The 23341-nt window shown below is 62.8% G+C and carries 20 protein-coding genes; 4 read left to right on the top strand and 16 right to left on the bottom strand.

The features are described 5' to 3' along the window. Positions 1-4: 4 nt before the first annotated feature. Positions 5-718 carry a transcriptional regulator NanR gene (locus AC1DYJ_RS03995; protein WP_477280105.1) on the bottom strand — a complete coding sequence of 238 codons (714 nt, stop codon included), beginning with the start codon at positions 716-718 and terminating at the stop codon, positions 5-7. 187 nt (positions 719-905) lie between these two features. On the opposite strand from AC1DYJ_RS03995, the gene oiaX reads away from it, so the two are divergent. The 4 genes from oiaX to dhaL all read left to right on the top strand — a co-directional run bounded on the left by oiaX (position 906) and on the right by dhaL (position 5372). Next, complete coding sequence (gene oiaX, locus AC1DYJ_RS03990) at positions 906-2156, top strand: 3-oxo-isoapionate-4-phosphate decarboxylase OiaX (protein WP_477280104.1); 1251 nt, start codon at positions 906-908, stop codon at positions 2154-2156. A gap of 3 nt (positions 2157-2159) precedes the next feature. Continuing rightward, positions 2160-3488, top strand: a complete 1329-nt coding sequence (locus tag AC1DYJ_RS03985) for a four-carbon acid sugar kinase family protein (RefSeq protein ID WP_477280103.1) — start codon at positions 2160-2162, stop codon at positions 3486-3488. Positions 3489-3637: 149 nt separating this feature from the next. Then, positions 3638-4651, top strand: coding sequence for a dihydroxyacetone kinase subunit DhaK (locus AC1DYJ_RS03980; RefSeq protein ID WP_477280102.1), 1014 nt, complete (start codon positions 3638-3640; stop codon positions 4649-4651). A 79-nt stretch (positions 4652-4730) separates the two neighbouring features. Continuing rightward, entirely contained in the window at positions 4731-5372 is a 642-nt protein-coding gene (gene dhaL / locus AC1DYJ_RS03975; RefSeq protein WP_477280101.1) for a dihydroxyacetone kinase subunit DhaL, read from the top strand. A gap of 23 nt (positions 5373-5395) precedes the next feature. On the opposite strand, the gene derI is transcribed toward dhaL, so the two are convergent. The 15 genes from derI to AC1DYJ_RS03900 all read right to left on the bottom strand — a co-directional run bounded on the left by derI (position 5396) and on the right by AC1DYJ_RS03900 (position 23328). Beyond that, on the bottom strand, positions 5396-5833 hold the full coding sequence (gene derI, locus AC1DYJ_RS03970) for a D-erythrulose-4-phosphate isomerase (protein WP_477280100.1): 438 nt from the start codon (positions 5831-5833) through the stop codon (positions 5396-5398). A 25-nt stretch (positions 5834-5858) separates the two neighbouring features. After that, complete coding sequence (locus AC1DYJ_RS03965; protein WP_477280099.1) at positions 5859-6626, bottom strand: triose-phosphate isomerase; 768 nt, start codon at positions 6624-6626, stop codon at positions 5859-5861. A 40-nt stretch (positions 6627-6666) separates the two neighbouring features. Then, a complete protein-coding gene (locus AC1DYJ_RS03960; protein WP_477280211.1) occupies positions 6667-7605 on the bottom strand; it encodes a sugar phosphate isomerase/epimerase family protein in 939 nt (312 codons plus the stop codon). After that, the gene (locus tag AC1DYJ_RS03955) at positions 7605-9113 is read right to left on the bottom strand and encodes a glycerol-3-phosphate dehydrogenase (RefSeq protein WP_477280210.1); all 1509 of its coding nucleotides are present in this window, start codon (positions 9111-9113) and stop codon (positions 7605-7607) included. Before AC1DYJ_RS03955 ends, AC1DYJ_RS03960 begins: the two co-directional genes overlap by 1 nt. A gap of 5 nt (positions 9114-9118) precedes the next feature. Continuing rightward, a complete protein-coding gene (locus AC1DYJ_RS03950) occupies positions 9119-10678 on the bottom strand; it encodes an FGGY family carbohydrate kinase (protein WP_477280098.1) in 1560 nt (519 codons plus the stop codon). A gap of 108 nt (positions 10679-10786) precedes the next feature. Continuing rightward, complete coding sequence (locus AC1DYJ_RS03945; protein WP_454576318.1) at positions 10787-11728, bottom strand: D-ribose ABC transporter substrate-binding protein; 942 nt, start codon at positions 11726-11728, stop codon at positions 10787-10789. Between the two features lie 37 nt (positions 11729-11765). Beyond that, the gene (locus AC1DYJ_RS03940; protein ID WP_477280097.1) at positions 11766-12893 is read right to left on the bottom strand and encodes an ABC transporter permease; all 1128 of its coding nucleotides are present in this window, start codon (positions 12891-12893) and stop codon (positions 11766-11768) included. A gap of 24 nt (positions 12894-12917) precedes the next feature. After that, the gene (locus AC1DYJ_RS03935; protein WP_477280096.1) at positions 12918-14456 is read right to left on the bottom strand and encodes a sugar ABC transporter ATP-binding protein; all 1539 of its coding nucleotides are present in this window, start codon (positions 14454-14456) and stop codon (positions 12918-12920) included. Then, the gene (locus tag AC1DYJ_RS03930; protein WP_477280095.1) at positions 14453-15109 is read right to left on the bottom strand and encodes a DUF2291 family protein; all 657 of its coding nucleotides are present in this window, start codon (positions 15107-15109) and stop codon (positions 14453-14455) included. The genes AC1DYJ_RS03935 and AC1DYJ_RS03930 overlap by 4 nt, the downstream gene beginning before the upstream one ends. 33 nt (positions 15110-15142) lie before the next feature. Next, positions 15143-16165 (bottom strand): sugar-binding transcriptional regulator, encoded by a 1023-nt coding sequence (locus AC1DYJ_RS03925; RefSeq protein ID WP_477280094.1) that lies wholly within the window; start codon positions 16163-16165, stop codon positions 15143-15145. Between the two features lie 432 nt (positions 16166-16597). Beyond that, a complete protein-coding gene (locus tag AC1DYJ_RS03920; RefSeq protein WP_477280209.1) occupies positions 16598-18256 on the bottom strand; it encodes a glycerol-3-phosphate dehydrogenase/oxidase in 1659 nt (552 codons plus the stop codon). A 50-nt stretch (positions 18257-18306) separates the two neighbouring features. Beyond that, positions 18307-19083: a DeoR/GlpR family DNA-binding transcription regulator gene (locus tag AC1DYJ_RS03915; protein WP_477280093.1), complete on the bottom strand. Its 777-nt coding sequence runs from the start codon at positions 19081-19083 to the stop codon at positions 18307-18309. Then, entirely contained in the window at positions 19080-20603 is a 1524-nt protein-coding gene (locus AC1DYJ_RS03910) for an FGGY-family carbohydrate kinase (protein ID WP_477280092.1), read from the bottom strand. The genes AC1DYJ_RS03915 and AC1DYJ_RS03910 overlap by 4 nt, the downstream gene beginning before the upstream one ends. A 711-nt stretch (positions 20604-21314) precedes the next feature. After that, positions 21315-22337, bottom strand: coding sequence for a zinc-binding alcohol dehydrogenase family protein (locus AC1DYJ_RS03905; protein WP_477280091.1), 1023 nt, complete (start codon positions 22335-22337; stop codon positions 21315-21317). A gap of 70 nt (positions 22338-22407) precedes the next feature. Then, positions 22408-23328 (bottom strand): sugar ABC transporter substrate-binding protein, encoded by a 921-nt coding sequence (locus tag AC1DYJ_RS03900; protein WP_477280090.1) that lies wholly within the window; start codon positions 23326-23328, stop codon positions 22408-22410. Between the last annotated feature and the right edge of the window lie 13 nt (positions 23329-23341).

The following is a 23341-nucleotide window of genomic DNA, read 5'->3' as shown; positions in this document are numbered from 1 at the left end:
CGGGTTACTTTTCGGAATTCATCACGTAGAGGGCGCGCGAGCGTTCGAGGTGCTTGATCATCGCTTTCTCGGCGCCGTCGGCATCCTTCTTCTCGATGCGGCCGATGATCTCCTCGTGCTCGGTCAGCGTGAACTTCTCCTTGCCGGTCCAGATCAGCATCTCGGTGTGATATTCCTTGAGCCAGCCGAGCATCGCCTCGCTGACGGCGACATAGATCGGATTGCCGGAAATCGCCGCGATCTGGGTGTGGAACTTCATGTCGGCGGAGATGAAGGCTTCGGAGTCGTCGCGAAAGCCGCGCTGCTCTGCGATGGTGGCCCGTAGCCGCTGCACGTCCTCGGCGGTGGCCTTCTCGGCCGCTTCCCGCACCATGCCGCGCTCGAAGAAGATGCGCGCGCTTTTGAGATGCTCCAGCGTGTCCTTCGACGACGACAGGATCATCTTGGCGGCGCCATCGACCTGCCTGATGATCGACTTGGCAGTCAATTGCAGCACCTTGGCGCGCTCGCCATGCGAGATGGCGACGAGGCCCATATTGCTCAGCGCCTGCATCGCCTCGCGGATCGCCGGACGGCCGACCTCGAAACGCTCCATCAGTTCGCGTTCCGACGGCATGTCGTCGCCCGGCTGCAATTCGCCGCTGGTGATCAGGCGCTTCAGCCGCGCAAAGACTTCATCGGAAAGCTTGCGCCGGACGATCGGCTCCGAACGGTTCATCGTCGCGAATCACTCCCTTGACCAGTCCTGTCTAGCATCGCCGGCCTGATTCCCGGAAATGCCAGCGTGCTCGCCCGCGCCTATCGCCTCGACGGCGTATTTGCTTGCAAAGCTTATGTACTCATTATACCAGATTTCAAATAACGAGGAACCTTTTTCGGAACGCCTCGGCAGGGTCACAGGCAAGATGATCACCCTCACCTATCGCATCGAAACGTCCGGCAGCATTGAGGCGATGGCGGCCAAAATCGCCAGCGACCAGTCGACCGGAACCTTCGTCGCGCTGCCCGGTGAGACTGAGGAACTAAAGGCGCGCGTCGCGGCCCATGTGCTGGCAATCCGGCACTTGCCCGATGCCGAGCAGCCTTCCATCCCCGAAGCCGACCCCGGCCCGTTCAAACGCGCCGATGTCGACATCGGCTTCCCGTTCGATGCGATCGGCACCGACCTTGCGGCGCTGATGACGATTGCCATCGGCGGCACCTATTCGATCAGGGGCTTTTCCGGCATCCGCGTCGTCGACATGAAGCTGCCGGAAGAATTCAGGGGCGCGCATCCCGGCCCGCAATTCGGCGTCGCCGGCAGCCGCCGGCTGACCGGCGTCGAGGGCCGCCCGATCATCGGTACCATCGTCAAGCCGGCGCTCGGCTTGCGGCCGCAGGAGACGGCCGCGATGGTGGGCGAGCTGATCGAAGCCGGCGTCGACTTCATCAAGGACGACGAGAAGCTGATGAGCCCGGCCTATTCGCCATTGGCGGAGCGGGTGAAGGCGATCATGCCCTTGATCCTCGACCACGAGCAGAAGACCGGCAGGAAGGTGATGTATGCCTTCGGTATCTCGCATGCCGATCCCGACCAGATGATGCGCAACCATGATCTTGTGGTCGAAGCCGGCGGCAATTGCGCGGTGATAAATATCAACTCCATCGGCTTCGGCGGCATGGCTTACCTCCGGAAACGCTCCGGCCTTGTGCTGCACGCCCACCGCAATGGCTGGGACATCCTCACCCGCCATCCCGGCCTCGGCATGGATTTCAAGGTCTGGCAGCAGTTCTGGCGGCTGCTCGGCGTCGACCAGTTCCAGATCAACGGCATCAGCTCGAAATACTGGGAGCCGGACGACTCCTTCGTCCGCTCCTTCGAGGCGGTGACGACGCCGCTCTTCACGCCCGACGACTGCGCGCTCCCTGTGGCAGGTTCCGGCCAATGGGGCGGCCAGGCGCCGGAGACCTATGAGCGCGCCGGCCGCACGGTCGACCTGCTCTATCTGTGCGGTGGCGGCATCGTCAGCCATCCGGACGGACCGGGCGCCGGCGTGCGCGCCGTGCAGCAGGCCTGGCAGGCGGCGGTCGACGGCATTCCGCTGGCGGATTTCGCCAGGAGCCATCCCGAGCTGGCGCGCTCGATCGAAAAGTTCGGCGACGGCAAGGCGGCCTGACGCATGAGGGACCTTCTGCTCAGCTATTATGGCGATGACCTCACCGGCTCGACCGATGTTATGGAGGCGCTCGAACTCGGCGGCGTGCCGACCGTGCTGTTCATGCGCCAGCCGGACGCGGCGCAGCTGGCGCAATTCCCGTACTGCCGCGCCGTTGGCCTCGCCGGCACCAGCCGCAGCGAGACACCGCAATGGATGGACACGCATCTCAAGGACGCATTCGCCTGGCTGAAGACGTTGAACGCCGCCATCTGTCACTACAAGGTTTGCTCGACCTTCGATTCCAGCCCCACGATCGGCAGCATCGGCCGGGCGATCGAGATCGGCCGCGCGGTGTTCGCACAGGACAGCGTGCCGCTGGTGGTCGGCGCGCCGCAGCTCAAGCGCTACACCGCCTTCGGCCATCTGTTTGCCGCCTATCGCGACAAATACTACCGCATCGACCGCCATCCGGTGATGAGCCGCCATCCGGCGACGCCGATGGATGAGGCCGATCTTCTGATCCATCTGTCGCGGCAGACCGCGCTGCCCTCAGGATTACTCGACCTGGCGACGCTGCGTTCGGCCAACCGGTCGGCGGCCTTCGATCGTCTCGCCGAGGAGGGCGCCGCGATCGTGCTCATCGATGTCGACAGTCCGGAAAGCCAGGCGCTTGCCGGCAAGGAGATCTGGCGCAGCCGCAAGCCCGGTGGTTCCTTCGTCGTCGGCTCGTCCGGCGTCGAGTATGCGCTGCTCGCCGAATGGGCGGAGACCGTTCGCCCGGAGTCCCGCTTTTCGCCACCGGGCGCTGCCGGCCGCGTCGCGGTGGTCTCGGGCAGCTGTTCACCGACGACCGAGCGGCAGATTCGCCATGCACTGACCGATGGATTCGACGGTATCGAAGTCGATCCCGTCGAACTTGTCTCGGAGAACTCCGAACAGGCGATCGCGCTCGCGGCAGCAAGCGGCCGCACCGGCCTGGAAGCCGGGCGCAGCGTCATCCTCTACACCGCGCTCGGACCCACGGCCGATCGCGGCGCCGAGATCGACCGTGAGCAAGGCGCTCGCCACAAGCTCGGCCGCGGCCTCGGCACGCTGCTGCGGCAACTGACCGAAGAGCAGGACCTGAAGCGCGTCATCATCGCCGGCGGCGACACGTCGAGCCACGCGCTGGGACAGATGGGCGTCGATGCGCTGACAGTCAGGATGCCGCTGCCCGCCTCCCCTGGCTCCCCGCTGTGCGTCGCCCATTCGCGCATCAAGGCAATCGATGGGCTGGAAGTGGCGCTGAAGGGCGGACAGGTCGGAACCGACCGCTATTTCTCTGCCATCCGCGATGGCGTTGGCGGCTAGCGGCCCCCCACACGGCTTGAGGAGAAAAACAGCTAGCGCCTGCGTGCAGATCCAGGCGGCAGGTGAAGAACTTACCTCGCGAACCTTTCCTGCCGGGTGGAAATCACGATAACACTCGGTACTATTTGCGGAATACCGAGATCGGGAGGATGCCGGTGCAGACCAAGAAGATCATCAACGACGGCAACCGCGCCGTCGACGAGATGCTGGAAGGTATTCTCGCCGCGCATCCGCGCCATCTCAAAAGCGCGGGCGGCAGTCCACGCTCGATCGTCGCCCGCGATGGGCCGCGCCCCGGCAAGGTCGGCCTCGTCATCGGCGGCGGCTCGGGCCACGAGCCGACCTTTCTAGGCTTTGTCGGCAAGGGGCTGGCCGATGCCGCGGCAATCGGCAACGTCTTCGCCTCGCCACCCCCAGACCCGATCCTCGAATGCGCCAAAGCGGTCAGCGGCGGCGCTGGGGTCCTGTTCATGTACGGCAACTATGCCGGTGACGTGATGAATTTCGATATGGCGGCCGAGATGGCAGCGATGGACGATATCGAGGTGCGCACGGTTCTGAGCACCGACGATGTCGCTTCCGCGCCCGTTGGCGACAGGCACAAGCGGCGCGGCGTCGCGGGCAATTTCTTCATTTTCAAGGCGGCCGGTGCGGCCTGCGACCGGATGCTGTCTTTCGACGAGTGCGAGCGCGTCGCAAAAAAGGCCAACGATCACACCTTCACCGTGGGCGTGGCGTTGTCGCCGTGTTCGCTGCCACAGACCCGCCGGCCGAATTTCGAGATCGGGCCGGACGAGATGGAGATCGGCATGGGCATCCACGGCGAGCCCGGCATCGCGCGCGGAAAACTGAAGACGGCCAATGAGATCACCGACGAGATGCTGGACAGGATCCTCGACGAGATGGCGCCGTCGCGCGGCGACAAGGTCGCCGTGCTCGTCAACTCGCTCGGCTCGACGCCACTGATGGAGCTCTACATCATGAACCGTCGGGTGAAGCAAAGGCTTGACGATATCGGCGTTTCGATCCACGCGACCTGGGTCGGCAACTACTGCACCTCGCTTGAAATGGCCGGCGCCTCGATCACTTTACATCAACTGGACGACGAGTTGCAGACGATGCTGGACCACCCATGCGACTGCGCCATGTTTCGCGCCGGCTAGACCATGGTCCCGAAAAGTGGGGTGTCGCTTTTCGGAAATCATGGTCAAACAATAGACCTCAGCGGCAAGGGACGATGACATGACGACAATCGATACTGCCCGCCTTGCTGCGATGTTCGTGGCTATCGCTGACGCCATGTCAGCCGACAGGGACCGGCTGTGCGCACTCGACGGGGTGATTGGCGATGCCGACCACGGCATCGCGATGGAGCTGGGATTTTCCGCGGTACGCGATGCGGTGGCAGTGCTTGATACCGGATCCACCGATCCGTCCACCTTGCTCAACGCCGCGGCAAAATCGTTCCTGAATGCCGTCGGCGCCTCCTCCGGTCCGCTCTATGCCACCGCGCTCATGCGCGGCGCGGCAGCCGTGAAGGGCAAGACGACCCTCGACGAGGCCGACGTGGTCGCGCTGTTCCAGGCCATGGCCAAGGGCATTCAGGATCGCGGCAAGGCCGAGCCAGGCGAAAAGACGATGATGGATGCCTGGGCGCCGGCAGCGCATGCGGCGGGCGAGGCGCTGGCCGCCGGCAAGGGTCTGGCGCAGAGTTTTGAGGCGGCTGTGCAGGCGGCAAGGGCAGGCGCGGAAGCGACCAAGACGATGATCGCCGCCAAAGGCCGGGCATCGCGCCTTGGCGAACGCTCGCTTGGCCATATGGATCCAGGCGCGGCGTCCGCCGTGACCGTGATCGAGGCTATGCGGATCGCCTTGACCAACTGACCAAGAACGATCCGCAGGATATCTCAGCGCTTCGCGTCGAGCTTGTCGACCGCCTGCACGTTGGCGGCAGAGGGGCCGTTTGGATCGAACTCCGAGGCCAGCCACGCATCGGCGATCGATTTCGCCAGTTCAGGACCTATGACGCGCGCGCCCATGGTGATGATCTGGGCGTTGTTTGATTTCGCGGCGCGCTCCGCCGAATAGGTGTCGTGGGTCAATGCAGCACGAATGCCCGGCACCTTGTTGGCCGAGATGCTGACGCCGATGCCGGTGCCGCAAAACAGGATGGCGCGGTCGTAATTGCCGTCGATAATTTCATGGCCAATTGCGGCGGCGATATCGGCGTAAAATCCGGCCTGGCTGAGATCGACGACCTGCAGCTCTGGCTTGGTGGCGAGATGCTTGGCGATGACGTCGAGCAGAGGCTTGCCGGCGCTGTCGGCTCCAAGTGCGATCTTCATGACGATAAACTCCTTTGCCTCGTGGTCAGCGCGCGATAGCGGCCGACGCCTTTTTCAGAATATCGATATAGCCTTCCGCATGCCATGCCGAGCGGCCGATGAACAGGCCGTCTATATGCGGCTGGCCGATCAGTTCGGCGGCATTGCCGGGATTGACGCTGCCGCCGTAGAGCACAAACGGGGCAACGGGCAGCCGGCTCGCGGCGACCTGTTTGATCAGCGCCTGCTGCTTGTCGGCATAGTCGGCGCTGGCCGGGATGCCCTTCTCGCCGATCGCCCACACCGGCTCGTAAGCAAAGAGGATTTCCGCCGACAACTCATTGTCCGCGAGGCCTTGCAGTGCGCCCAGAACCTGCGCGGTCAAAACCTCGTCGGCGCGGCCGCCTTCGCGCTCTGCGAGCGTCTCGCCGACGCAGATCAACGGCACCAGGCCATGCCTGACTGCTGCAGCCGTTTTCAGTCCCACGGTCTTGTCCGTCTCGCCAAAATGTTCGCGGCGCTCGCTGTGGCCGAGTTCGATCAGGTCGAGCCCGCAATCCCTCAGCATCGGCGGCGAAATCTCGCCCGTCCAGGCGCCGGCATCGGCCCAGTGCATATTCTGCGCACCAACCTTGACGCGGGTGTTGGCAAGCGCTGCCTTGACCTCGCGCACGGCGGTGAATGGCGGAATGACGAAAGGCTGTATCGCCGGATCGAAGCCCGGCACGAACGCCGCCAGCGCCTCGGCGAATTGCAACGCCTCCGCCAGCGTCTTGTTCATCTTCCAGCTAGTGCCGACCCAATATGGGGTCATTCTCTTCTCCTTCGATCCGAAATTCGGATGATGCGTTGCCTCAGCCGTGAGGCTTGAGATCGTCGCGGCCGCTGTCGATGTAAGGCGCCCAGAAATCCACCGACTCGCGGATCATTGCAACAACCTGATGATCGACCGGTTCCCTCTCCCGGAACGAAAGCTCAAGGCAGATCTCATTGTCGGTTCCGCCACCCGCCCGCACGGTATCGAGCAGCTTCTCCGGGATAATGCGGCCATCCTTGTTGTACGCCGCCGTGAACGGCCAATGCCCGCCCTTGTTCATCGACGACTGCTTGATGTGGATGATCGGCGATTGCAACGGAAAGGCTTTCGCCCAGGCATAGGGATCGGTGTCGTCAGGGTTGGGTGAGGTCACGTCGCCATGGTCGATGTCGACCATCATCTGCATCGGTATCGGCAGCCTGGCCGCATCGATGGCGCCCTGCAGTTCGACGCAGCTTTGGATCGTGTGACCAAATTCGCGGCCCACCGACATCGGCTCCCAGAACAGATAGGTCAAGCCGGCCGCCTTGGCATGCTCGGCCACCTCGCGCCAGCATTCGAGCGCGATGTCGAGAAGCACTGCCCGCCGCTGCGGATCGTCAAAATCCTTGTAGGTGAATATGGCGAACTGCGTGCCCATGCCCGACGCGCCGAGTTCGGCGGAAATGTCGGCGAAGGTCTTGAACCAGTCGACATAGTAGCGCCGCACATCCGCGTCCGGGTGCCCGAAATGATTGAGCCGGCCATAGGGCCCGGTCATCCCTGAGGTGATGCGCACGCCGGTCCGCGCCAGCGCGCTGTTGAACAGGCGCAGGAACTTGGCAATCGTTGCCGCCGGCCAACCCGGATTGACGAATTCATGCGTCAACTGCACGTCGCGAATGCCGATGCCATAAGCAATCGCGTCAATCAGATCGTCCGGATCGGCGAAGCGATTGACCAGCGGGTTGGTGTTGAGGGAAAGCGTGAAGGCCATCAGTTTGCCGCCGCCATGATCTTGGTGGACCACTCTTCGAATGTTTTCCGCTCGGCCGCATTGATATGCAGGCCGTGCTTGGTTCGGCGCTCGAGAACGTCGGCAGCGGTCATCGCCCATTCGGTCTCGAACAGGAAAACAGCTTCCCGCTCGTAGAAATCCGGGCCGAAACGACGGCCGAGATCGGCCTCGTTTTTGACGCCCTTCAGCAAGGCGCGCGTGCGCGTGCCGTAGCTTCGCGCATAGTGCTTCACCAGCGACGGGCTAAGCCAGGAAAACTCGGCGTGCAGATCGCCCAGAAACTGCTCGAAATCCGCGTTGGGCAAGTCACCCCCCGGCAAGGGAATTTTTGCCGTCCAGGCCTTCTTCATCGCCGGGAAGAACGGCTGGATTTTTTCCAGCGCATGTTCGGACAGCTTGCGGAAAGTGGTGATCTTGCCGCCGAACACTGAAAGCAGCGGCGCACCGCCATTTGGGGCATCGAGCTCGAAAATATAGTCGCGCGTCACCGCACTCGGATTGTCGGCATTGTCGTCATAGAGCGGACGCACGCCCGAGAAACTGTAGACCACGTCCTGCGCGGTGAGCTGTCGCTTGAAATAGCGATTGACGACCTTGATCAGATAATCGACTTCGCTAGCCTCGGCCGCCACTTCTTCGGGTCGGCCTTCATAGGGAATGTCGGTGGTGCCAATCAGCGCCAGGTCGTTCTCATACGGGTTGACGAAAATCACTCGCTTGTCGTTGTTCTGGATCAGATAGGCCTGCCGTCCCTCCCAGAATTTGGGCACGACGATATGGCTGCCCTTCACCAGGCGAACGTTGCGGGTGGAATTCTGGCCCGCAACGCGGCTGACAATGTCGTTCACCCATGGTCCAGCCGCATTGACCAGCCCCTTTGCGCGGACTTTCGTCACCGCACCGGAGCGGCCGTCCTGCATGTCGATCGACCACAGGCCGTCTTCGCGCCGCGCAGCGATACAGGCAGTGCGGGTGAACACTTTTGCGCCGCGCTGACTGGCGTCGAGCGCGTTGAGCAGCACCAGCCGGGCATCATCGACCCAGCAGTCGGAATACTCGAACCCGCGCTTGAATTCGTCCTTGATCGGCGCCCCTTCCGGCGCGGTCCTCAGGTCCAGCGTTCGCGTGCCCGGCAGCCGCTTGCGGCCGCCAAGATGGTCGTAGAGAAACAGTCCGAGCCGGACCAGCCAGGCCGGCCGGTCTTCAGGGCTGTGCGGCAGCACGAAGCGCATCGGCCAGATGATGTGCGGCGCAGCCTCCAGCAGCACCTCGCGTTCGATCAGCGCTTCGCGCACCAGCCGGAACTCGTAATATTCGAGATAGCGCAGGCCGCCATGCACCAGCTTGCCGGAGCGCGAACTGGTGCCTTGCGCCAGATCGTCCTTCTCGCACAGGATGACCGACAGCCCGCGACCGGCCGCATCGCGCGCGATGCCGGCGCCGTTGACGCCACCGCCAATCACGAAGAGATCGACAACATCAGACATATCGCTCAAGACTTTGCTCCTGTGCGGTGCGCCATGCCCTTCCACACCGGCCGCAGCGCCTGACGCGCCGCGACGAAGGATGGAAACAGCGCATCGTAGGTGTGGGAAAGCGCCTCGTCATAGGCATCGCATTCGCCCAGCAGCGGCGTCACCCATTCGGCGCAACACTCATCCATGGAGCGATAGATGCCGAGCCTGACCGCGGCCATCATCGCCGCACCCGCAGCACCTGCTTCCTGGCGGCTGCTGGTTCTGACTTGCGCGCGGGTCGCAGCAGCAATGATGCGGCGCAATGACGGACTGCGCGCCGCGCCGCCCGACAGCCGGATCTCGCTCGGCATGCTGCCCATCGCCTCGTAGCAATCGCGGGCCGCGAAGGCCAGGCCTTCGAGAACCGCGCGCGCCAGATCGCCAAAGCCGTGCTTGACGGAAAGGCCTATGAACCCTGCCCGCGCATCGGGATCGACGAACGGTCCGCGTTCGCCGGCCAGCGAGATATAGGGCTGATAGACCAGCGATCCCGGCTCCGATCCTTCGACCCAGACGTCGAGCGCTTTCAGTAGCTCGTCGCGCGACGGCTTGGCGCCGCTGGCTGTAAGCACGTCGCGCGCCAGGCCAAGCAGCCAGTCGATGTTGAGCGTCGCCGCCATATTGGATTGCAGTTGCGCATAGGCGCCGGGAACCGGCATGGCGATCGTGTAGCCGGATGCGTTGTCGTTGAGGACGACATCGTCAGGAGTGCGCGCCAGGCGGGTGTGGATGCCGGTCGAGCCGATAACCGTGCAGCCGACAGTGCCGCTCGGATCGTAGAGGCCGGCGCCAAGCGCGGTGCTGACCATGTCGACGTAACCCAGCACCACCGGCGTGCCCGCAAGCAGGCCGGTCTCGCCTGCAGCCGACACAGAGAGCGGGTGATGGTCGGTCGTGCCTTCAAGCATGGGCGGCAACAGGCGGCGATGCGTCGTCAGATCGAGAATGTCGAGCACCTCGTCGGAATAGCTGCGCGAGCGGAAATCGCCGAAGGTGAAAGTGCCTTCCGAAGGATCGGTGGCGCGCTCGCCGGTCATTTTGAAATAGAGCCAGTCCTTGCAATGAAAGGCCGTGGCTGCCCGCTCCAGGATTTCCGGGCCGTTCCTTTTCAGCCAGCTGAGCTGAGCGCCTTGCTGGCAGGCATTCAGCCCGGTGCCGGTAATCTCGAACCGCGTGCGATCCCGTGTATCGCCGCGCATTTCTTCCACCAGATGTCCGGCGCGGGCGTCGAGCCAGAGCCAGGCGCGCCCGACCGGCAAGCCGTCGCCATCGATCAGCCAGGTGCCGTCGCCCTGCCCGGTGATCGCAATCGCTGCGGTTCGCCGCTCGAGATCGGGAATTTTCGTCGCCAGCTCGCGCACCGTCTCAACCATGTCGCGCCAGGTCTGATCGAGATCCTGCTCGGCGCCGCCGCCTTCCAGCGTGACAAAGGTGTTGGTCACCGACGCCATGGCGAGCTGCCGCCCCGAAAGATCGAAAGCGACCGATTTGATCACGGACGTTCCCGCGTCGATCCCGATCAGCAGGTCTTTCATGCGGCAAGTTCCGGATGGTTATGAAGGCAATTCAAAGCAACAGTCTTTGTTGTAGGGAAGCCGTAGAAGAGGCAGGGAGTGTCCGCAAGGACACCCCCTGTGCAGGTCTTACTCCGACAGCACGAAGGGTGCGGTGTACTTGTCCACATTGTCCTTGGTGATGAGCAGGCAATCGAACAGCTGCTTCTCGCTGGTGGCACCGGTAGCGCCCGACTTGATGAACGAGTCGGCCTGCTGCACGGCCTTGGCCGAGAAGATGGCGACTGGCTGAAGCACGGTGTACTGCAGTTCGCCGGACTTGATGGCCGCAACCGCATCCGGCGAGCCATCGAAGCCGCCGACCTTGATGCCAGCCAGCTTGCCGGCTTCCTTCAGCGCGGCAACCGCACCGAGCGCCATTTCATCATTGCCGCTGATCACGGCGATGATGTCGGGATTGGCCTGCAGCATGCTCTGCATCTTGTCATGGCCCTTGGTACGATCCCAGTCGGCGACCTGCGAAGCTGCCTTTTCGAGATCCGGGTACTGGCTCAGCACGGTCGCGTAGCCGTTCGAGCGTGTGGCGGCGTTGTTGTCCGACGGGGCGCCAAGCAGTTCGACATACTTGCCCTTTTCACCGACCGCCTGCACCCACTGCTGGGCACCGAGAGCCGCGCCCTGCGCGTTGTTGGAAACGAGCTGACCCTTGGCGAGGCCTTCCTGGTTGATCTCGGCATTGACGAGGAAAACCGGGATGTTGGCGGCAATCGCCTTCTTCACCGCGCCGACCGAACCATCGGCATTGGCCGGGTCGAGGATGATCGCCACCGACTTGTTGGTGATGGCGGTGTCGATCAGATTGCTTTCCGTGTTTGTGTCGCCCTTGTGGGCAGCGACATTGGCCGTATAGCCAAGCTTCTCGGCCTCGGCCTTGGCGACGTTGCCCTCGGTCAGCCAGTACGGGTTGGCCGGATCGTTGACGATGATCGAGATCAGGCCCGCGGCCGATGCGGCTGCGCTAAACCCAACCACCATCGCGGCGGCAAGCAAACTTCTAAGCACGATTTTCATGTACATTCCTCCAATGATTTACGCGGTGTTGCTCCAGTCACCTGGCAGTCTTCCCTTGGGCAGGATTGGCCGGTTCGGCCTTCCCCCGTTTCTGAGAAGTCGGTTGGCCGCCCGTCGAAGCCGGAAGCTTGCTACGGCGGCGATACTGAACGGCATTGAGGAGCACGGCGAGCACGATGACGGCGCCGGTGAACACTGTCTGCCAGTAGGATGAGATGCCGATGATCACCAGACCATCGGACAGGAAGCCGATGACGAAGGCTCCGAGCAAGGTGCCGCGGATGTTGCCGCGCCCGCCGGTCAGCGCAGCACCACCGATGACGACGGCGGCGATCGCCGTCAACTCGTAGGTGGTGCCCGCGGTCGGTCCGGCCGAGGTCAGCTGCGAGGACAGGATCAGGCCGGCAATGGCGGCGCAGATGCCTGAAAGCACATAGACGGAAATCTGCACTCTCTTGACCGGAACGCCGGAGAGTTCGGCGGCGCGCTCATTGCCGCCCGAGGCGTAGAGCCAGCGCCCGAAGGCGGTGCGGTTCAGGACGATGCTGCCGATCAGCGCTATGACCGCCAGCACCACGACGCCGGTCGGCACGCCAAACAGGCGGTTGAAGCCAAGCGCGTCGAAGCCGGTGTTACCCAGCTCCGGCTTGCCGCCGAGATTGTTGTAGGTCAGGCCGCTGGTCATCAGCAGCGCCAGGCCGCGCGCCATGTACATGACGCCGAGCGTGGCGACGAAGGCCGGAACCTTGAACCGCGCGATCAGCACGCCGTTGATCAGCCCGACGGCGGCGCCCAGCATGCAGGCAAGCACCGCGACCACCCAGACCGGCGGATAGAGAACGACGCCCAGCCAGGTCAGCGTCACGCCTTGCATCAGAAAACCGGCGACGACGCCGGCAAGCCCCAGTGTCGATCCGACCGACAGGTCGATGCCGCCATTGAGGATGACCAGCAGCATGCCGACGGCGAGAATCCCGAAGATGGCGACATGCGAGGCCATGGTCAGGAAATTCGCCACCGAGAGGTAGTAGGGCGACAGGATGGAGAACACGACGATGATGACGATCAGGGCAAAGAAGGCCCGGCCCTCAAGCAGCAGCTTGGCCAGGTCGAAGCCTTCGCCGCTGGGGCTGGACTGTTTGCTGGCCTGGCTGACATCGGTCATGGTCGGGGCTCCGAAATTCTGTGATCAAGCGACCACGGCTTCGCCGGAGGCGGCCATGATCTGCTCTTTGGTGGCGTTCGCGCCGAATTCGGCTGAAATCTTGCCGCGCCGCATGACGACGATGCGGTGGGCGATACTGAGGCACTCATTGACCTCCGACGTCGAGAAAACGACCGCCAGGCCCTGCGCGGCGCGCTCGCTGAGCAAGCGAAACACTTCGGCCTTGGCGCCGACATCGATGCCGCGGCTCGGCTCGTCGAGAAGAATGACCTTGGGATTTGTCGTCAGCATCTTGCCGATGACGACCTTCTGCTGATTGCCGCCCGACAGCGATCCGATCATGGCGTTGCCGCCGGCGGTCTTGATGGTCACCTTGCGGATCGACTCGTCGATCAGTGCGCGTTCCCTCGGCCGCGAGAGGAACAGGCCTTTGGCGAAGGCCTCGATGCTGGCAAGCGACAGATTGCGGCCGACGGTCATGGTCTGAACCAGCCCGTCGCGCTGGCGGTCCTCGGGCACGAGCACAAGGCCTCTGGCGATGCGCTGGGCAATGGTCAGCCCCGAGACGTCCTCGCCTTCCAGCAGCGCCCGTCCGCCCGCCATCGACACGCGTCCGGCGACTGCCTCCAGCAACTCCGTGCGTCCCGCGCCCATCAGCCCATAGATGCAGACGATCTCGCCTGCCCTGACATCCAGCGACAGATGGTCGACGACATAGCCTGAACCCGAAGCGTCGGTGACGCTGACATCCTCGATCGACAGCGCCACCGCGCCGAACGCATGGCCGGTCGGCGGTGAGCCGAGGTCGAAATTCTCGCCCACCATGTTGCGGACGATCCACTCGAGGTCGATATCCCTGGCTTCGGCCGTCGCGGTGATCGCCCCGTCGCGCAGCACGACGGCGTAGTCGGTGATCTGCAGCGCCTCTTCGAGGTGGTGCGATATGTAGACGATCGAGACGCCGCGGCTGGTCAGGTCGCGGATCACCTTGAACAGCACTTCCACCTCTGTCGCGCTGAGCGCCGAGGTCGGTTCGTCCATGATCAGGATGCGGGAATCGACCGACAGCGCGCGGGCGATCTCGACGATCTGCTGCTGCCCCAGGCGAAGGTCCTCGACCAGGGTCATCGGGTCGATGTCTTCTTCGAGGTCGGCCATTAGGGCGCGTGCCTGGCGCGACTCCTCGGCGAAGTCGAGGCCGGTCCTGGTGCGCAGCTCGCGACCCATGAAGATGTTGTCGCGAACGCTCAGGTTCGGCGCCAGGCTCAATTCCTGGTGGATGATCGAAATACCGCGATCGCGCGCATCCGACGATGAGGAAAAGCTGACGAGATTGCCATCGAGCACGATGTCGCCGGATGTCGGCGTCACCACGCCGGACAGGATCTTCATCAGTGTCGACTTGCCGGCGCCGTTCTCCCCGAACAGGGTGGTGACCTTGCCGCGATGGATGTCGAAGTTCACGCCCTTGAGCGCGTGGACGCCGCCATACGACATGACGACATTGCGCGCCGAAAGCACGGCGTCGCCATTGGCGGGCTCTGTGCCGGAAGCCGAATTCATTTGACCTCCAGCCTCACCGGCGTGACCAGCCAGCTCTTCGGATTGACCAGCTTGAAGGCGCCGACCACCGTTATGGTCTTGCCGGTCAAGGCACTGGTCTCGACGTTCGCCAGCACCTCCTTCTTCATCTCGTTGTTCAGCGCCGACCCGGCGTCCTGATACTCGATCTGGTTGGTGAACTGGCCGAAGGTGATCTTGCCGGTGGCGTCGCGAAGCTCGGTTCCGTTGATCGCCGGCCCGGTCTGCACGCGCACCGTCAACGTATCCGGCAGACCATCGACGGCGACCTTGTAGATGCCCGACTTTCCCTCGCCGACGACGCCGGTGAATTTGACCGAGATGACCGGTCCGACACCCGCCGGCACGCCATATTCCTTTTCTGCGGTCGCCCTGTCCTTGGCGATTGCCGCCGCCACCGTCGCGGCATCGGCGGCGCGCGCCTCGACATCGGCCTGCACCTTGGGGAATTCCGACTTGCCATAGTCGGCGGCGGAAAAGACGGCGTTGCGAACGTCGCCGGCGGAGCCGATCGTCACCACCTTGGTGTCGAGCGCCATGGCGCCGAGCAGCACCAGAACCGCAGCCCCGGCAAGTGCCCGGCGCAAGCCCGGCGAGGCCTGCCGGGCGGGTGCGGTGCCAGCCTTCGCGCTCATGATGCGGCCACCAGGCAAGCGGATTTTCCGTTGTCACGCATTCGTCGATCCTCCGTTCGCGCGGCGCTTCGCGGCACCGGCCGCATCGTCGAGCCGGCTCTGCTCGACCAGCGCGCGGGCCGTGCATTCGTCGGTGATCAGGCCGCTGAGATAACGGCTTTCGAGCACTGACTTGATGGCCTGCACCTTCACCTTGCCGCCGGCGACGGCGACAATCCTGCGGCCCTTCAACTGGTCACGCGGAAGCGCCAGTATTCTCTCCGACAGCGCCGTTTCGACCGGGCGCCCTTTGTCGTCGAAGAAATGCGCCAGCAATTCACCGACGCCGCCGTCACGCTTGACCTCGTCGATTTCGGACGGCTCGATCATGCCTGTCGCGACCAGCGAGGCTTCCCGCTCGGCCGTGCCTATTCCGACGAACATCAGGTCGGACCGGCCGGCGAGCGCGAAGACATCGCTGATGCCGCGCTGGCCAAGCAGCACCTCACGGTCCTCGGCGGTGTTGGCGACGAAAGGCACAGGCATCACATAGGCCTGCGCGCCGGTCCGCTCGGCCAACCGATGCATGACGTCGTGCGGATTGGCTGCGAATTTTCGCGTCACCCCGCCAAGCAGCGAGACGAAACGGATATGGGCGGCAGCGGTGCGTGTCAGATATTCGACGCTTGCTGCGAGGGTGCGGCCATGGCCGACGCCGATCAGCATGTCCTCGCCACGATCGATCTCGCGCTTCAGGAATTGCGCCCCGGCGATGCCCAGCCCCCTGAGCGGCAGGTCTTCCTGATCCAGATCCGGAACCACCTCGCAATAATCGAGCCGGTATGCGGCGGTCAGGCGATGCTCCAACTCCACACATTCGGCAACGTCGCCGTCGATGAAGACCCTGACCAGGCCTTCCTGGTTGGCCTTGGTGATGAGCCGGTGCGCCTTGAGGCTGGTCAGGCCAAGCCGCTTGGCCACCTGAGCCTGGGTGAGACCTCCGGCATAGTGAAGCCAGGCCGCGCGCGTGGCGAGGCTGGACTCATGATCGCGGTTAGCGCTTCCGCCGGATTTCAAGCCATCTCCTCCCTGAGATGATATTATTATCTTTGTGTGCAAAAATTTTCACATCCCTGCATCGCTGTCAATCCCTCCGCCGAGTGCCTCTCAAGCCACGGCGAGAAATTCACAGCCGTCGCTGCTCCCCTGACACGCCGCAATACCCAGCGCATTGGCCAGTCAGCGCTAGCCTATTAGGAAGTCCGCATGTTAATCGATCATACTTGTGTGTTATTTTAACGTCAATATGTGTTAATTCGCGCAATTGCTCGTGAGAATGCAGAGGCCTCCGTCACCGATCTTTCACTTAAGCTCTTGTTTTTGAAAAAATATCTATGAAGGGGAACATCCCAAGATGTCTGTGAAGTGAGACGTTGCGGTATAAGATGCAGCCATGGGCAATCGGTCGGATTGCCTGGGAAAAGCCCATCGGCTTTGTCGATGGCGCGATCAGACAAGCCGCATCAAGTTCCTGCCTTCGAGCTCCACGACAGCGGTGTCGACTTCCCGCATTGTGCGCTGGGCATTCCAGCCCAACGCCCGCCCGGCGATCGCGGCAATCTCCTGCAGGTCGCGGCTTGTCAGGGTGCCGCCTATGGCCAGCGTGGTGCGTCGCATGACGATATCGGCCAGATGTTCGACGAATTCGTTACGGACGATGTAGTCGATTTCCAATTTGCTGTAGCTGTCCGAGTCCGGCAGATCGCCCTCGCCATCCAACCCATGCCTGACAATCTCCAAGGCTCTGGTTCCGTAGCGCGACAGCAACTGCTCGACACGTCGCTCGTCGACCCGAGTCTCCGTCCGGGTCTGGGCCAACCAGCTTGCGCGTGCCGCAGCATCGGACGGGAAATGCTTGCCGCCACCGATCGGCATGGCTTTCGTCGTTACCTTGCGGCTGCGTTGCAGACGGCCGAGAACGGTGTTGGCGACTTCCTCGGCGAAGCCGCGAAACGTCGTCCACTTGCCGCCAACCAGCGAAATAACAGCGAAAGGCCTGCCCGCGTCCGGCTCGGCGACCGGGGCCGAATGATCGCGGCTGATCAGTCCGGGCGTCGATGCCTCGGACGTCGGCAAGGGTCGGATGCCGCTATAGGCATAGACGATCTGGTCGCGCTCGAACGCCATGCCCGGCAAAAGCGTGCGTACGCTCTCGAGCAGATAGTCGACTTCGTCCGGTTCGCAGCGCACCGCGTCTGGATTATCGGCCTTGATGTCGGTCGAGCCGACCAGCGCCAGACCTAGATAATCGTAGACCAAGCAGATGCGGCCGTCATCGGCCTCGAAATAGAGCATGCGCCCAGCCAGGCTTTTGACCAGATCGTCATGCTTGAGCAGGATGTGCGAGCCCTTGGTGCCGCCGATCATCTTCGACGGCGCGCCTAGCAGCGCATTGACGTCGTCGATCCACGGACCGGCAGCGTTGACCACCAGCTTCGGCCGCACTGAAAATGTACTGCCGTTTTCAGGCCGGAGGGTGAGCACGCCATCGGCTGAAGCCACCAGAGCCGTGTAGTTCGCGCTGGCGGAAGCTGCATTGGCCTGCAGCCCATCGAGGATCAGTTCCAGCACCAGCCTTTCGGGGTGGCTTATCTTGGCATCGTAATAGGTGCCGGTGGCGACGATCGAGGGATTGAGCGCAGGCATCTCACTGAGCGCCTGCCGCCGCCCGACCATACGGTGGCGCGGCATGACCTGGTTTCGCGAGCCATAGAAATCGTAGATCATCAGGCCGATCTTGATCAGGATGGCGCCGCGGCTGCGCGGCGCGCTGGTCGAGCCGAACAGAGTTCGCAACGCCGCCAGCATGCCCTTGCCCCAGGAGAAGATCGGGATGACGGTCGGTAGCGGGCTGACATAGTGCGGCGCGTTTTGCAGAAGCAGATTGCGTTCGAGCGTCGACTGCGCCACCAGCCCGAACTCGCCGGTTTCGAGATACTTCAGGCCGCCATGGATGAGCCGCGACGGCGCGGCACTGGTTCCTGAGCCGAAATCCGCCTTGTCGACGATCAGGCAGCTGACGCCCTGCGCGCACAGGTCGCGAAAAAGGCCCGCGCCGTTGATGCCGGCGCCAAGAATGACGACGTCGACCTCACCGGTCGCAGCCATGGCGGCGACACGCCCGGCGGGACTGTCCGCCCCTGCTCCGCCGGTTGCGCTCATGGCGCCTTCGTCTTGACAATGCGCAGCTTCACCCCGGCCCGTTCGAGGCTCTGCGCCTGCGCGTCGCCCAGGCCCTCGGTCACCAGCACGGCGTCGAAACTGGTCAGATCGTCAAAGACATGCAATGCGATCCGGTCGAATTTTGAATGGTCGACCAGCAGGATGCGTTTCACCGATGCGGCCATCATCGCCTGCTTCACCCGCACGACATTCGGATCCTGGATGAAGGCGGTGGTCCCGGTGATCGCCGAGGCCGAACAGATCAGCACATTGGCGCGCAGCTGCGCCACGGCATTCTCGCAGACGATGCCGATATAGGCGTTGTAGGTGCCGTGATACTGGCCGCCGAGACAGATGAAGTCGATGTCGTCGACATTGATCATCAGCGCCGCCATCGACACGCTGTTGGTGACGACCGTCAGCGGCTTGACGTCGAGCAGCAGCGTCGCGACCGCGTTTGCGGTCGATGAATCGTCGAGCATTACCACCTGGCCAGCTTCGACATAGTCCAGTGCTGCCCGCGCCAGCGCATCCTTCTCGGCCCTGTTGATCGTCACCCGGTAGCGGAAGGCGCTTTCGTAGAGGCCCGACGGCTGAACCGTCACCGCGCCATGCAGCTTGCGCAGCACGCCCTGCTGCGCCAACCGGTCGATGTGCCGGTGGATAGTCATGCGCGATACACCGAAATGCTCGACCAGATCGTCGATGCGCACCTGGCCGAGCTTGATCACATAGTCGGCGATCTCTTCGCGTCGTTCGTCGGCCTTGATCATGCGTTTCCTCCTGGTCGCGCCAGCCTTTCGATCTCCGGCCAATGCGACTTCATCTGCTCCGCGATGCGGCAGTAGAGCGAAAACCGCTCATTGAGCATAGCACTGGAGGCGGGCGCTGGCTGATATGTCCGCGCCGTCATGCCGACCTGCCTTGCACCCTCTTGTGGCGTCTTGAACAAGCCAACCGCAGCGCCTGCGCAAAGGGCGGCACCAAGGGCGGCGGCCTCATCCGTGGAGGTGACGGTGACCGGGGCGTTCAATACGTCTGCAAACATTTGCACGAAGTCTGGGTTGCGGGAACTGCCGCCGGTCAGGCGGATCTCGCTGATAGCAAAGCCGTCACGCAAGGCTTCGACATGGGTGCGATGATTGAAGACGATGCCTTCCAGAACCGCCTTCAGCATATCGCCGCGATTGTGCCAGCCATGCAGGCCGACAAAGCTGCCGCTGGCGACATCTCCATAGGGAGAGCCGAACAGATAGGGATGAAACAGGATGGTCGAAGGTTTTTTCAGCGCAGCGCCGATTTCTGCCGCCAGCAATTCGTGGATGGAGCCGCCATCCGTCATGTCCTGCTCCGTGCGGCAAAACGTGTCGAGAAACCAGTCGTAGTTGGCGGTCGAGGCCGGCGAGATCGCCATGTTGTTCCAGCGGCCGGAGTCGAGGGCGTTGCGGCAGAACCAGCGCCGGTCAACGCGCGGTTTTGACGAAACGACCTCGTTGATGGAATAGGTGCCGGCGACGATGGCGAGCGTGCCCTCCTCATGGCCGCCGATGCCAAGCGCGGAGGCGGTCACGTCATGCAGGCCGCAGGCGACGGGCGTGCCCTTGGACAGGCCAGTCATTTCGGCGGCCTCGGCGGTGACCTGTCCTACGATGTCGGCCGAATGCGCCACTGGCGGCAGCGCCTCGAAAAGATCGTCCAAGCCGAAGATGCGCATCGCTTCCGGGGCAAAGGCTTGCGCGCGGAAATCCGTGAATGAGGTGCTGGCCTCCGTCCGGTCGGTGCCGATCGTGCCGGTCAGGCAAAAGCGCAGCCAGTCCTTGCAGGCCAGCACATGGCCAATGCGCCCATAGCGGTCCGGATCGTTCTGTCTGATCCATGCAAGTAACGCTGAGGGCGCCGAAACATGCGGCGCCTGGCCGGTCAGCGCCAGCGCTTCGTCGAAAACCGAACCTTGAGACCATTTTTCGACGACCTCGCCCGCACGACTGTCGAGCGACAGGATCCCAGGTCCCAGCGGGCGGCGGTCCTTGTCGAGCAGATACAGCCCATCGCCATGCGCGGTCGCCGCCACAGCCTTGATGTCGTCAGCTGGGCGGCCACACAACGCGATTGCCTCGCGGATGGCCTCGGCGGTCGATTTCCAGAGGCCGGCCATATCGCGCTCCACCCAGCGCGCATGCGGCATTGATTGCGGCACTCGTTGCCGCGCCACCGACAGCTGCGAACCGTCGGCATCGAAGATCACAGCCTTGGTGACAGTGAGACCGTTGTCGATTCCGAGCAGGCTGGGCATGATACCGCCTCATTCAGCAATTGACGATGCGCACTGCAAAGCGATCCTGCAGGCAGAGGCGACCGACATAGCGACAATCAATGGAGCAACGGCGATACAAAAGCGGCAGGCACCTTACGGATGAAACGAACCATACCGAGATGTTAACTTAACGTCAAGATGTGAGACAAATAGACAGAAATATGGGCTCTAAGAGGTGAGATCGTTGCAAAATTGGCCGATTTTTCGACTTTTTTTGATAGAAATATCTCACTTTTAGTCGTTCATTTTTCAGAATCGCACGCTTTTGGCAGAACCATCGCGCGACACAGGTATGTCGCCATCAGGTTACGGGGTAGCATATTACGCGACGTTGATCTCATTCCATTCAGCTGCGCTTAGCCGACTCGGTGGGCGTGGACCTCAGAGCGAAGTCCGCCGATTTGCACGCCATTCTACGCCGTTGCCCTATGCCACGCCGATGGCGATTTACATCCATCGCCGGGTGCGTTTCAGATTGGTCAGGCCGTTGACGCGTTCCGAGGCGCGTCCAAACGTCCTGAAAAAGTAACGTCATCGCTCCAACCGGATCATTTTTTCTTGGCAAAATCAATCGTCATGGCAAGCCTGGTCGACCGGCAGGGGCTGCGCTGAGCAACGACGAGATCGGCAAAGGAGCCAAGCCGCGATTGAGCGGCCTGATGCGAGGTCTGATGATCATGCTTGCTGAACTCAGCCAGACCCTGCCACGTCGATGACGGCCTTGATCAAACCGGACTTCTGCTGAGCCCAGATCGCGATGTCGCGGGGGCTGTTGCGCAGGGTCGTACGGTGGGTGACGAGTTGGTCAATTGGTATTTTACCAGCGCGGATTGAGGCAATGACGTGCTGGAAATCGCTGTGCGTCGCGTTGCGACTACCGATCAGCATCATTTCGCGCTTGTGAAACTCTGGGTCGGAGAAGGTTATGTCGTCCTGCACGACACTGACCATCACCATGACGCCGCCATGGGCGACATAGGCAAAGGCAGACTGCATCGAACGGCTGTTTCCCGTTGCATCGAAGACGACATCGAAACCTGCCTTGGCGGTTCGCTCCGCTATCGTCTCGACGATCGATCCCTTCGATCCGTCGATCACCAGGAAACCCAATTGCGCGGCAAAGGCCAACCGTCCGGCATCGACGTCCATGATGGTCACACTTTGTTGCGCTATGCGGGCGAAGAGCGCGGTGCCGAGGCCGATCGGCCCGGCGCCGATAACCAAAGTGCGAGTGCCCGATCCTGCCATGGATCTGCGCACCGCGTGAGCCCCGATGGCCAGAAACTCGACCGTAGCCGCCTCGATCAATGAAAGGCCGGTCGCTGGAATCAAGTTCTGTGCCGGCACGAGAAGCTGCTCGCTCATGGCACCGTCACGGTGTACGCCAAGCACTTCGATCGCGACGCAGCAGTTCGGCTTGCCTTGGCGGCAGGCCGCGCATTTCCCGCAGGCAAGATAGGGATTGACGAGAACTTGCTCTCCGACCGCGATGTCCCCCGGCGCGTTGATTGCCGCAATGGTTCCCGAGACCTCATGGCCCATGACGCGTGGATAGGCGAGGTACGGATGCTTGCCCGCGAAGATGTGGTAGTCGGTTCCACAGATGCCGACATGGCTGATGCTGACCAGCGCCCATCCAAGGCCCGGCGAGCCGGGCGCCGGGCGATCTTCGAAGCTCAATTCGCCGGGCTTTCGGCACACGAGCGCTTTCATCCGGGCCATCCTGAAAAGTTGCAAAAAGGGACCCGGCGGCTGGGATGCCCGCCGGGCCAAGGTGTGGAGCCTATTCGAAGTCTTTGACGTTCTGCAGCGTCACCAGACCGGCACCGGTATCCACATTGGCCTCGACGGCCTCCCCGCGGATCGCCTTGACGACCGTGTCGATGCCAAGCTCGCCCATCTTTGCCGGAAATTGCGCAACGCTGGCATCTTCCGCGCCGGACTTGATCGCTTCGATCTCACCGCAGCAGGCGTCGAAGCCGACCAGGATGATCTTGTCGTTGGCAATGCCCGCATTGCTGATCGACTTGACGGCGCCCGGGATGGGCGGGCCGCAGGCCGCGTAGATCGCCTTGAGATCGGGATTGGCGGTCAGGATGTCTTCGGTCACCGACGTGCCGAGTTCCAGTGTGCAATTGGTTGCACCCTTGCCGACGACCTCGACCTTGACGTCGCCAAGGCCCTCCATCATGCCGGTGACCCGGTCGTCCAGCGCCGGCACTCCGGGAACGCCTTGCAGGATGCCGATCTTGTCGCCGCTCTTGAGCACGGTTTTCAGATACTCTCCGGCGATCTTGCCGCCGTTGAGATTGTTGGTCGACACCAGCGCTGTCTGACCTTTCCAGTCAGGGATGCTGTTGTCGACGAGGACCACCTTGATGCCGGCGGCGACCGCCTTGTCCAGCGCCGGCGCAACCGTCGGATCGACCGGAGTGATCGCCAGTCCTTTGACGCCTTGCGTGATCATGGACTCGATCAGCGCGATCTGGCCCTCGATGTCGGTAGCCGCCTGGCCCTGGCCGGTGACCAGTTCGATTTCGGGATGAGCGGCCGCGTATTTCTTGGCGGCATCCTCCATGGTCGAGTAGAACGGCACCGGGAATTTGGTAATCAGGCCGACCTTGATCTTGTCGGCGGCCGAAGCCGGCATCGCAAACGCAACGGCGATCGCCAGCCCCGCGAACAGTTTTGAGTTTATTGGCATTCCATTCCTCCCT

Source organism: Mesorhizobium sp. P2_B11, assembly GCF_056404855.1.
This window is presented reverse-complemented; position numbering and strand designations above follow the sequence as displayed.

Bases quoted from the DNA above. Each gene is read 5' to 3' on its own strand.
- oiaX (WP_477280104.1), top strand. From the start codon at position 906: ATGATCACCCTCACCTATCGCATCGAAACGTCCGGCAGCATTGAGGCG.
- AC1DYJ_RS03965 (WP_477280099.1), bottom strand. From the start codon at position 6,626: ATGACCCCATATTGGGTCGGCACTAGCTGGAAGATGAACAAGACGCTG.
- AC1DYJ_RS03930 (WP_477280095.1), bottom strand. From the start codon at position 15,109: ATGAGCGCGAAGGCTGGCACCGCACCCGCCCGGCAGGCCTCGCCGGGC.
- AC1DYJ_RS03910 (WP_477280092.1), bottom strand. From the start codon at position 20,603: ATGCCCAGCCTGCTCGGAATCGACAACGGTCTCACTGTCACCAAGGCT.
- AC1DYJ_RS03920 (WP_477280209.1), bottom strand. From the start codon at position 18,256: ATGGCTGCGACCGGTGAGGTCGACGTCGTCATTCTTGGCGCCGGCATC.
- AC1DYJ_RS03950 (WP_477280098.1), bottom strand. From the start codon at position 10,678: ATGAAAGACCTGCTGATCGGGATCGACGCGGGAACGTCCGTGATCAAA.
- AC1DYJ_RS03980 (WP_477280102.1), top strand. From the start codon at position 3,638: ATGCCGGTGCAGACCAAGAAGATCATCAACGACGGCAACCGCGCCGTC.
- AC1DYJ_RS03960 (WP_477280211.1), bottom strand. From the start codon at position 7,605: ATGGCCTTCACGCTTTCCCTCAACACCAACCCGCTGGTCAATCGCTTC.
- AC1DYJ_RS03955 (WP_477280210.1), bottom strand. From the start codon at position 9,113: ATGTCTGATGTTGTCGATCTCTTCGTGATTGGCGGTGGCGTCAACGGC.
- dhaL (WP_477280101.1), top strand. From the start codon at position 4,731: ATGACGACAATCGATACTGCCCGCCTTGCTGCGATGTTCGTGGCTATC.
- AC1DYJ_RS03900 (WP_477280090.1), bottom strand. From the start codon at position 23,328: ATGCCAATAAACTCAAAACTGTTCGCGGGGCTGGCGATCGCCGTTGCG.
- AC1DYJ_RS03940 (WP_477280097.1), bottom strand. From the start codon at position 12,893: ATGACCGATGTCAGCCAGGCCAGCAAACAGTCCAGCCCCAGCGGCGAA.
- derI (WP_477280100.1), bottom strand. From the start codon at position 5,833: ATGAAGATCGCACTTGGAGCCGACAGCGCCGGCAAGCCTCTGCTCGAC.
- AC1DYJ_RS03985 (WP_477280103.1), top strand. From the start codon at position 2,160: ATGAGGGACCTTCTGCTCAGCTATTATGGCGATGACCTCACCGGCTCG.
- AC1DYJ_RS03905 (WP_477280091.1), bottom strand. From the start codon at position 22,337: ATGAAAGCGCTCGTGTGCCGAAAGCCCGGCGAATTGAGCTTCGAAGAT.
- AC1DYJ_RS03995 (WP_477280105.1), bottom strand. From the start codon at position 718: ATGAACCGTTCGGAGCCGATCGTCCGGCGCAAGCTTTCCGATGAAGTC.
- AC1DYJ_RS03915 (WP_477280093.1), bottom strand. From the start codon at position 19,083: ATGATCAAGGCCGACGAACGACGCGAAGAGATCGCCGACTATGTGATC.
- AC1DYJ_RS03935 (WP_477280096.1), bottom strand. From the start codon at position 14,456: ATGAATTCGGCTTCCGGCACAGAGCCCGCCAATGGCGACGCCGTGCTT.
- AC1DYJ_RS03945 (WP_454576318.1), bottom strand. From the start codon at position 11,728: ATGAAAATCGTGCTTAGAAGTTTGCTTGCCGCCGCGATGGTGGTTGGG.